This is a genomic window from Micromonospora sp. NPDC057141 (assembly GCF_042670805.1).
GTDB lineage: Bacteria > Actinomycetota > Actinomycetes > Mycobacteriales > Micromonosporaceae > Micromonospora.
In genome coordinates this window covers 18241-37497 of record NZ_JBHUVA010000056.1, presented here as the reverse complement: position 1 = coordinate 37497, position 19257 = coordinate 18241, and the positions used below count along the sequence as shown (strand labels likewise).

14 protein-coding genes are annotated in these 19257 nt (G+C 71.2%); 3 read left to right on the top strand and 11 right to left on the bottom strand.

The features are described 5' to 3' along the window. The coding region (locus ACFT41_RS23430; protein ID WP_377613980.1) for a tetratricopeptide repeat protein at positions 1–1071 on the top strand (1071 nt) is incomplete at its 5' end. 338 nt (positions 1072–1409) lie between these two features. Here the strand turns inward: ACFT41_RS23430 and ACFT41_RS23425 are convergent. The 9 genes from ACFT41_RS23425 to ACFT41_RS23385 all read right to left on the bottom strand — a co-directional run bounded on the left by ACFT41_RS23425 (position 1410) and on the right by ACFT41_RS23385 (position 14177). Further along, positions 1410–1547, bottom strand: coding sequence for a hypothetical protein (locus tag ACFT41_RS23425; protein WP_377585172.1), 138 nt, complete (start codon positions 1545–1547; stop codon positions 1410–1412). Continuing rightward, entirely contained in the window at positions 1544–2236 is a 693-nt protein-coding gene (gene cas6, locus ACFT41_RS23420) for a CRISPR-associated endoribonuclease Cas6 (protein WP_377585175.1), read from the bottom strand. Before cas6 ends, ACFT41_RS23425 begins: the two co-directional genes overlap by 4 nt. A 153-nt stretch (positions 2237–2389) precedes the next feature. Next, a complete protein-coding gene (locus ACFT41_RS23415; protein ID WP_377585178.1) occupies positions 2390–4957 on the bottom strand; it encodes a TIGR03986 family CRISPR-associated RAMP protein in 2568 nt (855 codons plus the stop codon). Further along, complete coding sequence (csx19, locus tag ACFT41_RS23410; RefSeq protein WP_377585181.1) at positions 4954–5604, bottom strand: CRISPR-associated protein Csx19; 651 nt, start codon at positions 5602–5604, stop codon at positions 4954–4956. The genes ACFT41_RS23415 and csx19 overlap by 4 nt, the downstream gene beginning before the upstream one ends. After that, positions 5601–7253, bottom strand: a complete 1653-nt coding sequence (locus ACFT41_RS23405) for an RAMP superfamily CRISPR-associated protein (protein ID WP_377585184.1) — start codon at positions 7251–7253, stop codon at positions 5601–5603. The genes csx19 and ACFT41_RS23405 overlap by 4 nt, the downstream gene beginning before the upstream one ends. Further along, positions 7253–9694: an RAMP superfamily CRISPR-associated protein gene (locus ACFT41_RS23400; RefSeq protein WP_377585187.1), complete on the bottom strand. Its 2442-nt coding sequence runs from the start codon at positions 9692–9694 to the stop codon at positions 7253–7255. The genes ACFT41_RS23405 and ACFT41_RS23400 overlap by 1 nt, the downstream gene beginning before the upstream one ends. Continuing rightward, positions 9691–11301: a hypothetical protein gene (locus ACFT41_RS23395; RefSeq protein WP_377585189.1), complete on the bottom strand. Its 1611-nt coding sequence runs from the start codon at positions 11299–11301 to the stop codon at positions 9691–9693. Before ACFT41_RS23395 ends, ACFT41_RS23400 begins: the two co-directional genes overlap by 4 nt. Positions 11302–11366: 65 nt before the next feature. Then, complete coding sequence (locus ACFT41_RS23390; RefSeq protein ID WP_377585191.1) at positions 11367–13625, bottom strand: hypothetical protein; 2259 nt, start codon at positions 13623–13625, stop codon at positions 11367–11369. A 99-nt stretch (positions 13626–13724) separates the two neighbouring features. Beyond that, complete coding sequence (locus ACFT41_RS23385) at positions 13725–14177, bottom strand: hypothetical protein (protein WP_377585194.1); 453 nt, start codon at positions 14175–14177, stop codon at positions 13725–13727. 280 nt (positions 14178–14457) lie between these two features. On the opposite strand from ACFT41_RS23385, the gene ACFT41_RS23380 reads away from it, so the two are divergent. Continuing rightward, positions 14458–16647 (top strand): hypothetical protein, encoded by a 2190-nt coding sequence (locus ACFT41_RS23380; protein ID WP_377585196.1) that lies wholly within the window; start codon positions 14458–14460, stop codon positions 16645–16647. 377 nt (positions 16648–17024) lie between these two features. On the opposite strand, the gene ACFT41_RS23375 is transcribed toward ACFT41_RS23380, so the two are convergent. After that, the gene (locus ACFT41_RS23375; protein ID WP_377613979.1) at positions 17025–17162 is read right to left on the bottom strand and encodes a hypothetical protein; all 138 of its coding nucleotides are present in this window, start codon (positions 17160–17162) and stop codon (positions 17025–17027) included. Between the two features lie 82 nt (positions 17163–17244). Continuing rightward, positions 17245–18228 carry a DUF6545 domain-containing protein gene (locus ACFT41_RS23370; RefSeq protein WP_377585201.1) on the bottom strand — a complete coding sequence of 328 codons (984 nt, stop codon included), beginning with the start codon at positions 18226–18228 and terminating at the stop codon, positions 17245–17247. Between the two features lie 210 nt (positions 18229–18438). Here ACFT41_RS23370 and ACFT41_RS23365 point away from each other — a divergent pair, with 210 nt between their 5' ends. Further along, entirely contained in the window at positions 18439–19251 is an 813-nt protein-coding gene (locus ACFT41_RS23365) for an SAM-dependent methyltransferase (RefSeq protein ID WP_377585203.1), read from the top strand. Positions 19252–19257 lie beyond the last annotated feature (6 nt).

Below are 19257 nucleotides of genomic sequence, written 5' to 3'. Positions count from 1 at the left end.
ATGTCGTTGAACAACCTCGGCACCCTGCTGGCGGCACTAGGCCAACGCGAACAGGCCCTAGCCGTAGCAAAGGAAAGCACCGGCGTCTTCCGCCGCCTAGCCGAGGCCAACCCCGATACCCACCTACCCGACCTCGGCATGTCGTTGAACAACCTCGGCAGCTGCCTGTCGCAGCTGGGCCAGCGAGAACAGGCCCTGGCCCCAGCCGAGGAAGCCAGCGGCATCTACCGCTGCCTAGCCGAAGCCAACCCCGACGCCTACCTGCCCGATCTCGCCATGTCGTTGAACAACCTCGGCACCCTGCTGGCGGCACTAGGCCAACGCGAACAGGCCCTAGCCGTAGCAAAGGAAAGCACCGGCGTCTTCCGCCGCTTAGCCGAGGCCAACCCCGATACCCACCTACCCGACCTCGGCATGTCGTTGAACAACCTCGGCAGCTGCCTGTCGCAGCTGGGCCAGCGAGAACAGGCCCTGGCCCCAGCCGAGGAAGCCAGCGGCATCTTTCGCCGCCTAGCTGAAGCCAACCCCGACACCCACCTACCCAACCTCGCCGGATCGCTGAACAACCTCGGCACCCTACTGGCGGCACTGGGCCAGTGGGGTGAGGGTTTGGGCCCTACCGAGGAAGCCAGCGGCATCTTCCGCCGCTTAGCCGAGGCCAACCCCGATACCCACCTACCCGACCTCGGCATGTCGTTGAACAACCTCGGCAGCTGCCTGTCGCAGCTGGGCCAGCGGGAGCAGGCCCTAGCCCTGGTAGAGGAAGCTGTCCATATCCGGCGCCGCCTGACCCTGGCCAACCCCGATGCTCATCTACCCGACCTCGCCATGTCGTTATGGGCGTACTCCTGGGTCTGCGTGAACGCGCAGACGAACCTGCCGCAGGCCCTGGACTCCGTCACTGAGGCCATCGATCTCTATCAGTCCCTAGCCCGGCAACTGCCACAGGTGTTCGAAGGGCAACTGTTCTCGGCGTACCAGACGTTTATCGATGTCCTTGACGGACTCGGCCGAAGCGATGAGGCAGCAGACCTGCGCAGGCAGCTCGACGAGGTAACCAGTGGGCCGTAGACCGGAAGCATGATGACGCGCGATCTCACCGCCGACGGTCGAGCCGGCGCACCTTTCCGCGTTGTGTCGCGGCTACTGCCGGTAGGACCCAGCCTGTCGGTGCGTTTGGCTTGGACGACGTGTCGGGCGACGCACCGTCTCTCCGCTGCGGGATTCCGCGCACATGACGACCCTTGCCGAGCCCGCAGTCACCACGTCCCATACGACCGAAACACAGCACCATCCGGCAGCCTCTGCAGACGGGGCCCACAGCGCGGCCGTCGATGCGGAGCAAGACGTGCAGGCAAGGCGTGCGCGTCGGGTCGACACCGCGATGACGTCGTCGATCAGCTTGCGGGCTACGGCATCCAGATCGTCGGGGGCGACGGCACCAGGGCCGGCCCGATCAGCGAGGTGCGCGGCGGCTCAGGTGCGGCAAGCTGCAGCGGATGCGCGGTCAAGGCCAGCATCACCCGCCCGGCATCCGTCAAACTCACCTCACCCATCCGAAGCCCTGGATGTTCGACAGCCCCAGACCCCATTCGCGCAGCGCACCGATCAGCCGGGCGTCGGCGTCGAGTCGCACCGTCGCCGTCGCGCCGATCCGGATGCCACCAGAGACCTCGAATCGTCGGCGTGGCCCTGCCGCGAGGACCTCCAGCGCAGCGTCGCCGGGCAAGCCGAGCAGGTCGGCCTTGTGCCGGATGTTCGCCAGCAGCGCGCCGACGTAGCCGTCGTCGTCGGGCAGTAGGTACCGGTTCTCCTTGGCCTTGACCAGCACCGGCGAGCGTGTTTCCAGCACGACGGAGGACTCCGGGCCGCCCGTCTGCTCCAGCTGCGCACCCTTGACCGTCAGCGTGACCGGACCCCACCGCAGCTCGCGCCGAGTGGTGATGCCGGCCAGCAGCGACGCGGCCACGGCGGGGATCGGCGAGCCGAACCAGATCCGGCCAGTCGACGACATCATGTACGCGCGCGGCTTGCGCCGGGCACCGACAAAGACCGGCGGCGAGATCCCCACTGGCCGTGGGGAGTTGGGTGGCGCCCAACCACCGTCGTGCAGCTGCGTGGCCAGCGCAGGTGCCTGTTCACCGATCACGTTATACACCACGGCGTGCGCGACACCATGCACGTACCTCCAGGGCAGTGCCGCGTCCGGGCCAGCGACGTCCACGTAGAACCGCATGTATCTGATCTCCATTCATGTCCTGCTCCTGAGGGCAATGAGCAGCTGCCGTGATCGACAAGGCCCGCGACCTCGACGGGATGGGACGACAACCCCACAGCGGACAGACGCGGCTTGCGAGCGTCCGAGCCTGTCCGGGCTGGTGGGTACCCGTCAGGAGGGTCGGGGGCCGGGCCAGCCTTTCCCTGCGTTCCTCGACGGACCTGCGCCCTTACTGGAACCGGAGCGCCCCGGCTGCTTCGGCGCGGGCCCCTGCTTCTGCCCCCGGCGGCCCTGCGCCGGGATGCTGCCCCTTCCGGTCCCGTCCGACTTCTTGGAGTCGTCGGAGCCCGTGTAGGGCAGCCGTTGCTCGGGGTCGCGGACGTGTGGCAGCGCCAAGCCCCGACCCGCTATGTGAAGCCTTTCGTTTTCGACGAACCACTCGTAGCTCTCGGCCTGCGGCTCCGGAGTCGTGCGCGGGTAGTGCACCGGACCGTCGACGGCCCTTGCGGCGGCCAGGTACGACTGGGTCGCCTCCCGCAGGACCTCGTCTCCACGGGCGGTGGTGTCGAACCGGTCCGCCAACTCGGTGAGCCTGACGGGGTCGACGGGGTCGGGCCGGGTCAGGCGTAGCCAGCCGGCACGAACCCCGGCGCCGTCCCACATCCGCGTACGGTCCGTGTCGAGCCGGGCGGCGACGACGCCGAACCCGTACGGCTTGCCGGCGCCGAGCCGCAGCGGAGCCGCTTCTCCACGGGTGAGCAGCCAGATCAACGCGCCCAGGTCAGCCTCGTGAACCCCGTCGAGGAACAACTCGACCTGGAACGTCACCCCGGGCCTCACCCAGCTGCGGTGGCGGACGAGCTGCTTGCTGTTGGCGCGATTGCCTTCGAGGGCCAGGTACCCCCGATCGTGATCTTCCCGGTCGGCTTCCGGCTGCCAGTAGTCGGATTCCCCCTCGTGCCAGCGGTACATCTTGCGCCCCCGCAGTCCGCCACTGATCTGGTAGCCCTCGGCCTTTGCGGCACCCCGCCTCATGGGCATTCCCGTCGTCGGGTCGGGGGAGGCGTAGAAGCGGAACTGGGTGGGCTTGGGACTGCTCAACGGGGCGAGGGTAACCCCCTCGGGCGGGAAGGTTGGGGGCCGCCACTCGTCGGTCATGCAGGCGATCGACCGCACCCGCAGGCGGCCACGGTAGCCCGACGCGCCGTCGTTGGTCTCGGTCCCGTCGTCGCGCCGACCGGCCGGCACCCAGCCGAACAGCCGGTCTGCGGGGGAGAGCCGACTGCGGTCGTCTGCGGGACGCAGGCTCTCGTGGAGCAGCTCTTCGGGGCTGGCGTCGAACGGCAGCCGGCCGATCATGACCGGGTGGACCTCGGTGATCTCCTGCCGGTTTGCGTCGTACTTGACGTAGACGAGCGTGCCGGGCGGCAGGCCGCGTAGCTCCTGCGTGCTGGGGACATGCCAGGACCGTTCGATGCCCTTCGCGGTGGCGGGGTCGCGGCGATAGGTGGCCTTGGGATCGTTGTATCCGTGGGCCAGGTCGTAGGCGCGGAGCACCGACTGCCAGTAGCGCCGGTGCTCCGGCGTGATGGGGATGTCGAGTCCCGGAGTCTCCACGAACAGCCGCTCGTTGTTCTTGCTCTTGATGGAACGCCCGGTGGCCGACAACCACCCGCGTACGATCTTGAATGGGCCCTCGGTGTCGTGCGGTCGCGAGGTCTGCGAGCGGTTGGCCGGGGCCGCAAGATTCGTGTGGATCTCGCCCTCAGTGCGCGCCAGATGGGTGGCGCGCCAGATCAGGGATCGGTCGCCGCCCTTGTCCCGGGGGACTATCCGGGCGTAGATCTCGGTGCCGTGGTGCCGGGACAACGGCCCGGCCGCCAGGTCACCAAGCCGCCGAACCGGCTGAGCACCGTACGCGGGCACCAAGACCGTGTACTGCGCCTTGTTGCGGCCCTGGTGCCGCGTCCATCCGACATCCCCTAGGCACAGCCGGAAGTGAGTGCCCTTGCCGTCGACGCCGCCGTGGACCCGGGCCGGGGTGAGGTCGAGCGCGGCGTCAGCCGGCACGCGGTAGGCCAGCCGGTCGTGATGCTCGAAGAAGACCCCGTACCGGCTGGCGGTGACCGTCTCGAACGCGCTGCGCAGCGCCCCCTTCAACGACGCGCCGTGGATCAACGGCCGCCCCTCCGCGTCCACCCGCACGTCGAAGGCCCTTGCCCCGTCCTTGGGCTGCGTGGCTGCCGGGACTGGCAGCAACAGCGGGGTGACGGTGGTGAGCGTCAGCGCCAGGATTCCGCTCCACTGGCCGTCGGCGTGGAGGGCGTGGCTGGGCGGCGGCGCGTCGTCCAGGCCGGTGCCGGCCAGACGCGTGCCGTTCTGGTCGCTGCGCGGCAGGGTCGGCACGAACGTGTACGGGTTGACGAACCCGCCTTCCTGGACTGCGGTGGCCCGCTCGGGGTCGTGCCCGACCGCGGCGAGCGCGGCGACACCGGCCAGCCGGACGGTTCGCTTCCCGTTCTCGCGGAGGTTGATCGTCACCTCGACGTCGACGCTCTCGCCGTCGGCCATGGTCGCCACGTGCGCGGCGAGCGCGTCGTCCCACTCGTTGCGGGCGACCCTCTTCGGCTTGGCGTCCTTGGCCTTTCCGCTGCTGTTGATCACGCCTTCCAGGACGTCGCCGAGCTTGGTCAGCGTCGCCGCGACGGGCTTCTTCAGCTTCTCCTGCGGGTCGTTCATGACGCCGTCCTCTCCCGGTCTGCGCCGGTGCCGGTCCCGGCGGTCACCACCCGTACCGCCGCCGAGGTCGTGGCCTGCAGCCCGATCGTGCGGGTGTCGGCGACGTCGACGTTGCCGTGTTCGTCCTCGACGAGGTACTCGACGGTCTCGACGACGAGCACGTCGCCGCCCATGGCCGCCATCGGCAGGTGCGCGGCGGCGTACCGCTCGCTGCGCAGCACGGTCCAGCCCGTCCGGTCGTGCGGATGAGGCCTGCCGGCGAGCAACCGGGTGTGGGTTTCGTCCCCGCGCCTGGGCGGCGGGTCGGCGGTGACGTCGTCGCCGGGCGGCAGGTCCGCCGGATTCTCGCCGACGGCGATGGCCGTGCCGCGCCCGTCCGGCGCGCGCAGCCACCGCAGCTCCCGCTCGCCGTCGAACAGCACCATCTCGTACGCCTCCGCGAGCACGCCGCCGGGCGACCCGGTGGTTTCCACGGCTCTGTCCGATCCGACGCGCAGCCAGGTGGCGGCCCGCGCGGACAGGGCGTAGCCGATCACCCGTCCACCGGGTGGCGTGTCGCTTGCGAACCAGGCGACCGCGTCGGCCGCGGTGAGCTGGTCGACGGCGCGTACGGCGTGCAGCGCCGCGCCTCCCTGGCTGCTGGTCACGCTGCTTCCTCCTGGAACGTGGTCGCCCACCCGGTCATCGCTTCGACGATCTGCGGGGGCGGGTCGGACAGGACGGAGTCGAGGGAGCGGCCGGCGAGCGACTGCCACGCGCCGCTCAACCCGGCACCGTGGAAGGTCACTTCGGTGACCTCGATCTGTCCTCGGCCGCAGGTTCCGCCGTAGCCGAGGCTGAGCCACCCGTCGCGCAGGTCCCGTAGGACGAGCAGCAGTAGCGGCAACGCCAGCATGGCCGACGCCCGTTGCTCGGGTGTGTCCTGCCGGTCGAGGTGGGCGACGTCCACGTCGAGGTGGATCGGTTCCCACGCCGTGGTGGCGTCCGGGTCGAGGACGCTGAACAGCCGGTGGTCACTGGCCCCGCCGGTCCACCTGTCGATGGCGACGTGGTCGCTGACCGCGAGCGGCAGGTGGTCGTGGATCCCGTCCAGCCGGCCGCGCAGGACGGACCGGGCTTGATCCCGCTGGAGGTTGCGTTCCTCGCGTTCCTCACGCTCTTGCTTGCCCGAAGGTTGCACGGGGCCGGGGCTGGTGGTGACGACGTCGTTCCACTGGCGGGTGCTCACCTGCCCGACGCTGTGGCAGTCGGCGACGGCCAGGGCACCTCGGCGTCCCCGCCGGTCCCGGTCCTGGTCGTCGCGCCTGCCGGCGGGCGCGGATCCGAACAGCACGTCGACGCCGGGTGGTGGCAGGCGCAGGCCGTCGCCGAAGTCCGCCGGCGCGTCCTGGCGTTGCAGGGTGCGAACGATCCGCTCGGCGTGCGCGCGCACGGCACCGCGGATCGACGAGCCGGGCAGCAGCAGCCGCACCGTTCCGTCGGCGGTGGTGTCGGTCAGCGGCAGCGTGTCGACCACGGTGCCGGGCAGCGAGTCGCGGACCAGGAGCGGCCCGACCGGCCGCCAGGCCACGGCGATCCGCAGCCGGCCGTCATACGGAGCTTCCTGCGGCGAGGTGTCCTCGGCAGGCGGATGTGGTCTGGCCGGGGCCGCCCCGGTGAGCCAGGCGACCAGGCCGGCGGGGGCGGACAGGTCGGCGCTGCGGATCGTGGCGTCGCGCAGGGCCACCCGACCGAGGCCCCGACCGCGGCCGGCCCCGATCGGCACTCGCGCCTGCGTCAGGCCCGCCACGAGGGCCTCGACGGCGTCGCGCACCAACGCCGGCCATCCACCGGGATAGCCCGGGGCGTCGGCGGCCGGGGTGTCGGCGACCAGTCGCAGTGCGAACCTGGTTCCGGCCGGCAGGACCTGACGGGTGTAGAGGTAGTTCGCGGCGGCGCTGGCCGAGCGGCGGTCGATGCCGACGCCGTCGCGGACCGCCGGCGTGACGTCGTCGCCGATCAGGTGCGCGTCGTCCACGCGGATCCACGACGGCGACCCGTCCCGGCTGCTCGGGGTGAGACCGAACAGGGCATCCGTCACCTTCACCGGGTGGCCGGCCTGGAACCGGTCGACGCCGGAGAGGTAGGCGCGCAGCGCACCGGCGATCGAGGTGCCGGGCAGGCACGGCCGGCCCAGGCCGTCGCGGGCGATGGTCAGGCTCGCCTCGGCGGTGGTGTCCCAGCCGCCGACGTGGACGGGCCCGAGGCAGGCGAGGGTGCCGAGCACCTCGAAGCGGGTCCGGATGGACTGGCCCATCAGCGTGCCTCCTTCGGCGTGGTGGTGCTCGTGTCGGTGTCGGAGCCAGCGGTGGACGAGGCGCGGGAGCCCCCGCCGGGGGTGCGGCTGAGCCGCCGGAGCGCGTCGCCGAGCACCGTCGTCAGGGCCTCGGCGTGCAGCCGCTGCCGTATGACGTCCTCCCGGCCGGGGGCGAGCACCAGGAGCGGCTGCGGGCCTGCCAACCCGAGCTGCTTCCAGACCCGGTCCGGGTCGTCGAGCAGGAGCGCGGCGAGATCGGCGAGGACATCCTTGGTCCACATCTCGCGCCGGGCCCGGACCGCGCTGGTCCCCTCCAGCCAGTTGCGGACCATCTCCCGCCCACCCGGCATGGTCAGCCGTTCCAGCTGGGCGCGCAGCGAACCGAGCTGCGCCCGGTTTCCGGCGAGCCGGTCGATCCCAGGGACCAGCTCGTGGGGTGCCAGGCCGGCGCTGGCCTGCCGGACGGCCCGCCGCCAGGCGTTGATCTCCACGGGATGCGGCTCGGCTTCACCTTCGAGCTGGTCCACCGGGCCCGGCGTCGGGTCTGCCGAGGTGCCGGACATGGGGGACGCGGGGAAGAAGTCGACCGCCGGCTGCTCGGCGGCCAACTCCGGCGAGTTGAAGCGGACCCGGCCGTACCCCTCGGCGGTGCGTTCACCGATGCCATCGCGTTCGATCTCGGCCAGCCGGTCCGCGTGGATCAGGCCGGTCACGGTCAGGGTGACGACGCTGCCGGCCCGCAGCGCGACCTGACTCGGGCGTGGCCGGCCCCAGGCGACCCCGAACCCCTCGCGCCGAGTCGCCGCGCTCACCGTCTCCGCCTCCCGCACGGTGACCGCCGCCTCGGCCAACATGGTCGACAGGGCGCGGGCCAGGGCGTGCGGCGACGGGTCGGGGGCCAGCCGCTCGTCGCGCAGCAGCACGTCGGAGACGCACCACACCCGCAGCGTGCCCTCGACCGGGCTTGGAGCCGGCGGTGCCGGCAGCGGGTCGATCACGTCGACGACCTCGACCAGGCCGAAGTCGTCCTTGCGGGAGCGGCCGAACCGGAGCCGCTCCCCGCGGTCCAGTCGGAGCCGGACTCCCGCCGGCAGCACGACGTCGCTGCACAGCAGCGTGCCGGGGGTGATGCCGAGGTAGGTGTAGACGCCACCGCTGGCCACGGTGGGACGGCGGGCCTCGTCGTCGACCACGGCGTGGGTGGAAACCTCCATCGCTACCTCGACGTGGCGCCAGCGGTCACCGTCCGCCGCGATCCACCCGGACATGGCCTTGGCGCGCTCGCCGCGTGCCGGTTCCGCCCGCAGCGTGTTGCGTACGGTGGTGCCGCGCCCCTTGTCGCCCCGCTGCCACACCGTCGGCACCGGCCGGGCGGGAACCACCGACGCCGCATCACCGGCGTCGCCGACGGCCGGCACGGCATCGCCGACGCTGACCTCACCCAGCCCGACCGGGCCTCGACGCACGCCCTCACCGGTCACCTGCTCGGCGCGGCGCATCATCGCGCCGAGCATGGCCGTGCCGGGAATCGCGTCACGACTGAAGATGACGTTGCCCAGCACGTCGTGCGCGGCCACCACCGGGGTGACCACCCGCAGGACGACCCGCACGGCCCGCCTGTTCGCGTGCAGCCGACCGTACGAAAAGATCTCCACCGCCTCCGCCGGTGCGGGCGGAGGCGGCGGCGTCGCCGGCACGCCGGCGGCCAGCAACTCGGCAAGCCGCGGATCGGTGACTACGGGGTGCAGGTCTGCGTCGTCCACCCGCGCACCGGGGAGCAGGACCGCGACCCGGCCACTGCCCCGGTTCCGTTTCCCACCGACGCCCTCGACCAGTCGTGCGCCGGCCCGCAGCAGCAACTCCGCCGGCGCCGGAAGCGTCCCAGCCTCGCCGGTCGGATCGTCCGCAGCGACACCGCCGACCGCGCCGGCCATGGCAAGGCTGACCTGGGAGGTCAGCCGCAGCCCTCGGATGGCCCGCTCCTCGACGCGCAGCAGCCGGTCAGCGGCCGTACCGGTCTCGTCGTCGATGCTCACGCCGGGCCGCAGCACGACGGCGGCCTGGGCGAGAGCCGGCCGGTTCCGCACGCCCCTGCGCAGCCAGGCGGGAGCGTGCGCCGGGGTCAACCGCAGCGCCGCCGGCACCGGCGCGCGCCCGGCGGCGGCGGTCCCGTCCCCGGGCCGGGCAGCCTGGGAGCCGAACAGCCAGGTGACCCACTCCTGCCACGCGTGCGGCCGGTCCGCGGCCTGGTCGAACGTGGCGGCGACCGTCTCGCAGGCGTCGCGCCACACGCCGACGAGGGTCTTGGCCGGTACGACCGGCAGGCGGTCGGCGTCGCGGCGCACCTCGGCGTCGACGGTGCCCAACCGGCCCTGACCGGTGCCGACGTGCCAGTCGCTGAGGAAGTCCAGGGTGATCTCGAAGGTCGCGGGCAGGGTCATCGGGCACCACCGTCATGGGTCGGGCCGGCGTTCGCGGGGGACAGGGTGGGAGATTCCAGGCGTAGTCCGCGCAGGTGCAGCGCGTCGAACAGGCGCAGGAACGGGCCCGCCGGATCAACGGTGTCGTCGGCCTGGACGTCCAGCAGGTCGCGGGCGTGGCCCGGGTGGGCGACACGGTCCAGAAGCAGTGCCAGCTGACGCCGGTACTCGGGCAGGCTGCGGTCGGCGGCCTCACGCAGGGCGTGGGCCCGCGCGGCCGACAGCCACCCGCCGGGGCCGAGCCACCCGCAGACCTCGTCGAGCAGTTCGACGCTGCGCTGATGCAGCGCACCGGGCAGGTCCTCGGCGTGGCCGAGCAGGTACGGCCCGGCGTGCCGAGCCACCGCCTCGCCATCGCGGTCGATGTACTCGCGCAACGTGGCGAGGCTCCGCAGCGTGGACGTGTGCGCCACGTGGAAGTCGAAAGCGGCCAGGGACCGGCCGTCGAACTTGAACCGCTTCGCCGAGACGGTGAGCGCCTCGGCCAGTTCGTACGCGGTGGCGAACGGATGGTGCGACTTCACCACCGCGATCCCGGCGGAGGCGGTGAGGCCGGCATGACCGGTCGCTTCCCGGGCGATGGCCGACAGCGCCGGCTGGGCGGCGGTGTGGCGGGCGAACGCGTCGGCGAAGGCCCGCACGAACGGCACGGCCAGCGCGGCGTCGCACGCCACCGTCACGTCGTCCCCACCGATGACGACCGGCAGCAGCCGCTCCCGCAGGTCGTCCTCCGACCCGTCGTCGAGCAGCGTCGTGATCGCGTCCCGCACGGCGTTCCACGTCGCCGCCTCAAGCTCCGTCGCCACCGCGTGCTGATACCGGGCGTGGGTCGCCAACGACACCCGCTCGGTGCCCTCGACGCGGGCCACATGCTCGATGAACCCGTGGAAGAGACCACCGACGCCGTTTCCGTCGGCGTGGACGACCGCCACCCACCCGCTGTGCCGCAGCTCATCCAGGTGCACCGGCACGACGGCGGCAAGACGGTCACCGAGCTGACCACGCAGACGCCCCCGCGCCCGGCCGCGCGCCCGGGACCGGGCCAGCACGCCGGCCGAGGCCGGAGCGGGCTCCTCCGCCTCGCCGTACACCTCCTCACGGGCGGCGGGCTGGCCGCTGTCCCGACACAACCGGTGCCACGGGAACACCCGGTCCCGCACCAGCGGGTCACGCCGAGTGGCCCGCACCCGTGCGTGGCACCGGTACGTGTCCTCGCGGGCCTGCTCGTGCGCCTCGTAGTCGGCCGGGTCGAACGCCGGGCCGACCACCCCCGTCACCAGCAGGCCCGGCGCCTCTACCAACGCCCGCCTCGTGACCTTCCGGATCACCGCCCGGCCCGCCTCGGCCGAGTCCACCAGCAGCAGTGCCTTGCCCGAGGCGGTCATCACGACCTCCACGGCGGGTGACGCGAGCTGCTCGATTGCCGTGGGAACCCACTCGGTGCCGACCTCGTGCACCAGCTGGGAGGCGCCGACGACGTGCCGCAGGCGGTTGCTGCCGAAGATGTACCGCTGGTTGCCACCCGTCTCGATCAGTACCCAGTGCCGGCCGGCCGTGGCCTCGCCCATCCGGGGTCTCCGTCCATCTCGTTGTCTCGTCGTCTGTCCCGGGGGAGGGTGAGCCGTGCCCGCCGTCACCCGTGCCGGGACGGCCGGGTGGCGGCGATGTCGACCAGCTGCGCGCGCCAGTCGCTCGACGTGGTCTGCCACGTCGCGTCCGGCGGCGTCTCGCCAGGTTCGCGGGCGGCCCCGTCTCGGCGCGTGCCGTCGGGTTCGTCGCCGGCGGCACCGCGCCGGGTGGCGCCAGACCGCGCGGCGTCGATCGCGGCGTCGAGCAGCACCAGCGCGGCGGCGCCGTCCTCGGCGGTCACCCTCACGCCGTGGGACGCGGCCACGCACAGGGCCCGCGCCACGACCCCTGCGGTACGCAGGATCGCCGGCAGCGGACCCGTCGACCGCAGCAGCCCACTCGTGCTGGGATCAGCCAGCACCGCGCGGGCGTGCCCGACAGCGTCCTCCAACACCTGGGTCCGTGCCCCGCGTTCCCGTTCCGGAGTGACCAGAGCCAGTTCGGTGGCGATCTCGGCGGCCAGTTCGTGCCCGCTCCGGACCGCCGCCGACTTGGCCTCAAACCCGGCCGGCTCGCGACGGGCCACCTCGGCGCGTACCGGGACGACCCGCTGCTGGATCGCCAGCGCCCGGCGCAGGTCGGCCCGTCGCCCACTGGCGGCGAGCCACGCCGCGTAGTGGTGCAGGTGGAACACCTGCGCGTCGCTGACGGAGTCGGCCAGCGCCGCCAGATCGGCCTTCGGATCCAAGCCACGTGCCTCGAGGATCGCCGACCACCAGCTCCGTACCGCCGCGGGTGCCGGACCCTCGCCGGTTGAACGCGCCGAGGAGAACACGTCCACCAATGCGCTGTCCCCGGCCGGCGGGCGGGCGGCATCACGCAGGGCGACGATGCCGATCTCCAGCAGGTAGGCCGCCGCGCCGGGGTCGAGCCGGCCGGACCGCCAAGACTCCACGACCCGTTGCTGCGAAGCGATCAGCCGCTGCACCGCCGCTGACCGCCCGGCCGCCCCGTCGGCGTCCGCCGCGCGGGTCCGGGTCCGCGGTGGATCCCACACCTCGAGGTACGCGGCATACGCCGCCAACTGCAGCGCCACCGGATCGTCATGCTCCAGGACCGCAGCACACCGTGCGACGGCGGCGGAGACCAGCTCGCGGCTCTGTGTCCGCAGCTCCGGCCAGTCCCGCAGCAGTTCGTCGCGGTACCGCAGGTAGTTGACCGCCACGTGTGCCAGCAGCAGGTGGGCGCGGCGCTGCAACAACGGTGCGGCGGCCAGCGCGTCGTCGGTGGGCAGCACCGGCAGCACCGGTGGCGACGTCCGGGTAGCGGCCGACGTGCCGCCCAGCGAGGCCGCCACGAACGGGGCCACCACGGCACCCACCCGCACCATCGCATACACCCGCCGCGACCCGCCGCCATCCTCGTCCAGCCACACCACCCCCCGCCCGGGTCGGCCGATGCCGAGCAGCCGCTGACACCACGCCGAGGCGATGTCGTCGAGCGCGTCCACGGTGACAAGACCCGGGCCGGCTGCTGGATCATCGGCCAAACCGAGCGCCGGCAGGGTCGCGTCAACCAGGTCGAAGGAGGTGGGTCGCCAGCGGGCGACCGACTCGTCCAGCTCGCCGTCGGGGTCCACCGGACCACCCGTCGGGTGGATCTCGGACGGGGCACCGGCTTCGGTCACCCCGGCCCGGTCGACCTGCGTACCCCAGTGGGCCGACAGCGACCGCTGCACCTGACGGGCCTGCACCGCCGCGACCACCAGAGCAGGCTGTGCCCGATAGACCTCCAGCACCAGCCCGGCCCACCCGGCCAGCCGAACCTCGGCGTCACAGCCCGTCGCGGCAAGGTGCCGACACGCGGCCATCACCGCGGCGGTCGCATCCCGCAGCAGTCGGTTGGCACCCGCCAGCACCGCAGCCGCCTTGGTGTCGGGACCGTACCGGTTCAACGTCGCGTTGGTGAGCGCGCCGGGCAACGTGCCCGGCTGCGCCGACCACACCGACCGGCCGGACCAAGCCCAGCCCGGCTCCTCGCCTTCACCAGGGTGGGCCCGGGGAAGCTTGGCCTCCAACCTGGACCGCTCAGCGCGGTGCGGGCTCGGGGCGCCTCGGCCGATCTCGGCCAGGGTGAGCGCCGTGTAGTCACACACCCAGGAGCGGCGGAACGGCGGAAGGTCGGCGCCCAGCCCGAAGAGTGGGGCTACCTTGCGGGCCACCCGGGACTCGACCACATCGGCGCGGCGGGCCTCGGCTGCCGGGATCCCGGCGGAGAAGACGTGCACGAGCGGCACGCTACCCAACTGATTCGAGTAGCTCAACTACAAAAGTATCTGAAAGGCCGAGTCTCTTGGCGGATTGGAGGGCAGGGGTGGCCGTCGGGTTGTTCGAAGGGATGAGGGGGCCCAGCACACCGAAGGTCAGGCGCCGTCGGCAACCAACGGCCGGGCAAGTGACCGACATCCGACAACGACTCCGCGCTCGTCGCGCACCGTGTCATGCGGATAGACGAGGTCGTCTCGCTCCGGCAGCGCCTCCGCCACCGCTCGGGCGACGATGAGCAGCACCCCTGACCTGCGTTCCGGCACCCCGTGAACCAGCGGCGAGGCGGCCGTCCGCTTCAACGGCACCACCAACGGGCCAACGCGTACCGCCCCGTCCACGCGGTCCGGCTGCAACACCACCCGCGCCGCAGGGCCAGCCGGAGCCAACTCCACGATCACCTCGTCGCCCACCAGGCGTACGACGTGCGGGGTCAGGTTGACCACCTCGAAGGCGGCCTCCTCCTGCGCCGGCTGCATGCCGCCAGCGTAGACACGCCCGGTGATGCCCGGTGACGAAAGGTGATCGCGTTGGTACACAATGGCGGCCATGCGCCTGCTGGTACACGTCGCGGGAGAAGCCGATCTCCTGCTCGGGTCCCATCCCATCCCAAGCCCGGACCGCCCCCACGACGGCGCGAAAACGCCCCGCGCCCAACGGGTCGAGGCGCGTCGCGCCGAGATCGGCACCACCCTGGCCGCTCCCGGCGGCGCCAGCGTCGCCCGCCGGCTGCTCACCACAGACGGCTGGCCGGACGAGCCCTTCAGCACCCCGGCGCCCAGCCCGCTGCTCGGTGCCCTGGACCACCTCGACGCCACGCCGGACCTGGACGTGGTGGTCCTCGGCACCGACCAGACCCCACCCCACCCCCTGGACACGTTGCCGATCGCCCGTACCCTCGTCGACGTCCTCGACCGGATCGCCGTCGCCGACGACGCCTACCCCGTGCGGACGGCCACCGCGCTACCCGTCGCGGGGCTCACCGAGAGGTCGGTGGTCGACGCGCTCAGCGCCCACCTTGGCGAGGCACCGCAGTACCGGCAGACCCTCGTCACCTGGGGCTCCGGGTCCACGGCGCTGGCCCTGGGCACACTCACCGCCCTGTCCCACGCCGGGCTGCCGTGGCACCTCGTCCTCACCAGCGACCCGCCCGCGTACCAGATCGTCAACCCCCTCGACCGGCTCGACGTCGACCCCGTCGCCGGCGTCTTCGTCCGCTGGCGCATGTTCGCCGCCCTGGACGAGCTCGCCCGCACCGATCCGCCGGCCGTCCCGCTCACCGACACCCAGCACGACCTGGTGCGCCAGGCTGCGGACCGCCACCGCGCCGGCTTCGAGGCCCGCGACAGCGCCTCGCTGCGCGCGGTCCTCGCCGATGCCGTCGTACGCCGTGACGGCACCGCCAGCCTCGCCGTCCGCCGCTACGTCACCCGCCGGTACGAGGAACTCCTGGCCGTCGACAAAGGCGACCATCCCTGGGCCGAGGACCTGCTCCTCGTGTGTGAGAGGCGCGGGCGCCGTCCCACTCTTGGGCGGAAGCTGGCCATGATCAAGCGCGAAAGCCGCCGTGACCCGTTGTTCTCCGCGTCGACGGACTTGCCGTCCTACAAGTGGCTGAACACGCCCGAAGTCGATGCGCTGCAGAACATCGGCAGGGGCAGTCACAACCTGCGCCCACCCGCCCCTCGTGACGCCCGGGTCATCGGCGACTACCTGTCCCGGTACAACACGGACCAAGGCGGCTGGCTGGAAGCCGGGCTGCCCGAGCCGCCCGTCACCCCAGCCGACACCGTCCTCGCCGTCTGGCTTGCCGGGGTCAGGCCCGCTGCGGAAAATCGGACCGTTGGGCAGCAACTCCTCGACGGCCTGCCCGCACAAGTGTCGAACCACCTCGGCGTGGAAGACACCCGGCTCCGAGCTGTCATCTTCGGTGTCGACGACGGGGCCGGCAGCCGCCAGTACGCCGACGCCGACGCCGCGCTGATCGGCAGCATCCCGGACGCGCCGACCGGTGAGTGCAGGGGTGAGGCATGGGTCGAAGCAATCGAGACTTCCCTCATCCACGCGGAGGCCGTCGAGCAGGCGATCGAGAGCCGGCTCACTCGCGAGACGGGAGCACTGCTGCTCATACCCACCGGCATCAAGCCGGTGATGCTCGCCCTGCTGCGCGCCTTGCGTCGCATCGGCGCCCGGCACGGACTTCCCCTCTTCGTCCGCCAGACCCCCGACCGCGCGAGCCACGACGATCCGGGTGAGGTCTACCTGTGGCCAGCCCTAACCGGCGGCGGCCTTCCCCTGCTCAACGCCGCAATGAATGCCCTTCGCACCCTGGAACTGGACGTGGCCTGGCGACTCATGGCCGCTTCGGCCATCGACCCAGCCGTCTCCGACAAGGCCCAGCAGTTGGCCGCCACCTTCGCCAGCCGCCGACCACTGCGAGGCACGATCCCGGTAGCTGCCTCCGACCGGGCATCCTGGACGACACGCCTCATTGCTGCACGCCTGGGGCTCGTCGACGCCGCGCTTGCGTACGCCACGTCGCCCAGCGATCGGGTCCGGCTGCTCGTCCTCGCGGCTGACGCTCTCGAAGCATCGGTCGCCGCCACGCAGACCGGCGGAAGGCCAGGCGCCAAGTACGGAGAGTTCCGGCAGAAGTTGGTCGAGGAGGCGAGGGCCGACGGCAAGGCCGCCGCGGGGTCGGCGCGGGTTCTGCTGCTGCTCAACGAAGCCCGCGACCGAGCCCCGATCACCCATGGCACTGGCGCCGATCCCGACGCCATAGTGGCTGACGCAGCGGACCAGCTCGCCGCAAGGCACTCCTGGACAGGGGCCACGACGCTGCCGCGAGACGTGCCTACGCTGCTACATAACGCGGTGGCCGCAGCCGTTCAGTGCGGTCTGGGGTGGCCGGATCGGGCTGACAGCCTGCTGCGACTGCACGAGGAGATCATCGACGACATCGACGCCGCCATCCGGCAGCGAGGTGCACCGGACGCACTCGGATCATGCACTTCTCGCTGACTGGCTACCACCTCAATGAGGAAATCTCATTACCCTGAGAGGGCAGAGGCGACTGTTACCGTCGCCTCGGACGGAGGCGGGCAACGAAGGTGACCGCTCGGGCACTGAGTGTCGCCGTGAGTCCTGGAGCTTGAACTAGAACGCTGGGTGTGGGTCAATCAGCGCAGCTGGAGGAGGGAGTCGCCCGATCGAGAGATTCTGGATGTGCCGACCGACCCTCCAGGCCCTCGCGAGCGCCCGGATTTGGAAGGCAGGTGGGGTGGCCGGTCCAATGCTCTGACCAGTGCAGATGCACAACCGTCGGACCGCTGCAAAATTCCGTCGGATCCGGCCGGGAATTGCGGGTTTGACCTGCGACTTAAGGTTGGGGTCGCTCATCACCCCTGGAGGGATCGCAACAGCAGGTCCAGCACCGCCTGGGCGTGCGCTTGGACGTCGCTCATCACCCCTGGAGGGATCGCAACCAGCCGCTTGATCTGCGCCTCGACTTCGGCCTTGTCCCGGTCGCTCATCATCCCTGGAGGGATCGCAACCGCTGGCCGGCGGGCTGCCGACGCTGCTCCGGGCCCTTGTCGCGTCCGGAGCCGCACCGTGTCCTTAGGTCGGGCCTCGCAAACCCGGAACAGGCGCGGACGACTGATTCGGGGCCAGGGACATAAGACCTGTTCCCTTCGGCCGTGCGGAGGTGGCGGCGAACCGTGCCAGCTCCGACGCTACGAGAGGTGAGGTGTGGAGGAGCTTCGCGATCCTGGCCAGCCGAGCGGCCTCGTGGTCCGCGTCCACGATGTCGGACGGTGAGTCGTCCATCGGAGCTTGTGCGTGCGTCGGAACGATGCTCCGTCGTTTCAGGGCGAGAGCAGCTCCCAGCTCCGTGGCCTCGGCTACCAGTTTCGCCTCCTCAAGATCCATTGAGTACCGCAGGGCTCGCTCAAACGCGCGACGTCGAACCTCTACCGAGTAGTACCCCCTGAGGTGCTGCATTCCGTCGTGGATCTCGACCAGCCGTCTGTAGCGTCCCCGGTGGTTGTGAATGTCAGCTGCTACCTCGTAGCCGCGCACCGGGCCGCTCAGTGAGATATCGGGCACGTGGCTCCGGATCGTGACCCAGAGCCAAGTGAGGTGCAGGTCGAGTTCGGCGCGTCGAAGGCGAGAGTCGCGCGGTCCGCCAGCCCGCATCCACGAGGTGCGCTGACTTGCCTTGCGCAGTTGGAGAGCAAGAACGTCTGCGGCGATCTCCGCCTCCCGCTCCTCCTCGGGGTCGACTGACACAGTGGCGTCGCTGGTGTGTTGGAGAAGCAGGTGCGCCAGCTCGTGCAGGATGGCGTGGGTCCGCATCACTGCCGGCACCGTCGAGTCCGCCACGATGATGTCCGACCCCGCGCGCTGCAACAGCAGGCCGGCGGGCAGGCCGGGGCCGAGTGGCTGCGTTACGACCTGAAGCGGCCGACTCCTGATCGTTGAGGCGATCGCCTCGCACCACACCTCTGCGGTGAAGGGCGGAGGCGGCGCGGGAAGGCCCAGGCGTCGCAGGCGCCGCGTTACCGCCAAGCGCTCCAGGGCCACTCTGTTCCCCCTGCGCATCGAAGCATTCTTCGGAAGAGCCTACCGCTCCTGTCTCGAAAGGCCGGGAATCTGAGGAGCTGGGAGGCCCCAAGACATGGCAAGTTTCAAGAAGGCGACGAAGTGTATAAATATCGCTAATCGACCATAAAGGTCTGGTGGGGCAACCGCGATGACAAGCGATGTGTTAGGCAGGGGAGCGGGAACAGGGTCAATCGAACTGGGAGCGTCATGAGGCCGCCGAACTGGATGAACATGGACAAGGGCCGGGCAACGCCTGCTGGGCTGTATGACGCGTTGTTGGGCGGCGAGTTCAACCTTCCCGCTGACCGTGAGCTGGCCGCCAGGGCGCTCAAGATCGTCCCGACGATGGCGGAGGCCGCGAAGACATCCCGCGCATTCCTGCGGCGGGCTGTCGCCGAGTTTGCTCAGGAGGGTTTCGACCAGTTTCTCGACATCGGGTCCGGCATCCCTGCGACCGGTAACGTCCATGAGATCGCTCAGGCGATCAGGCCTGGCGCCCGCGTCGCGTACGTCGACATCCACCCGGTGGCCGTGATGACCGGCCAGCAGATCCTGCGGGGAAACCCTGATGCGACGGCCGTCATCGGCGATGTCCGGAACCCGGACTCGGTGCTTGCCGATGAGGAGCTGAACCGGATCATCGACCTCAGCCGCCCCGTCGTCCTGCTGGCGGTGGCGCTGCTGCACTACCTGACCGACGAGGACAACCCTCTCGACGTCATGGCGAAGCTGCGTGAACGGCTCGCGCCCGGCAGCATCTTGGTGTTGACCCACGGAGCTACTGAGTCGTTCGAGACCAGCCAGGCTCGCGAGGTTCAGTCAGCGTTTGCAGAGCTGGAGGCACCGAAGCCCATCACCAGGAACTACGACGAGGTCAAGAAGTTCTTCGGAGACTTCGAGATGCTGCCGCCTGGTCTGGTGTGGCTGCCGGAGTGGCGACCCAGTCCGGACGACCCGCAGTGGTTCGCCGCGGACCCTGTGAGGTCCGGCGCGTTGGCTGGCGTCGCTCGGAAGCGTTAAGCGATC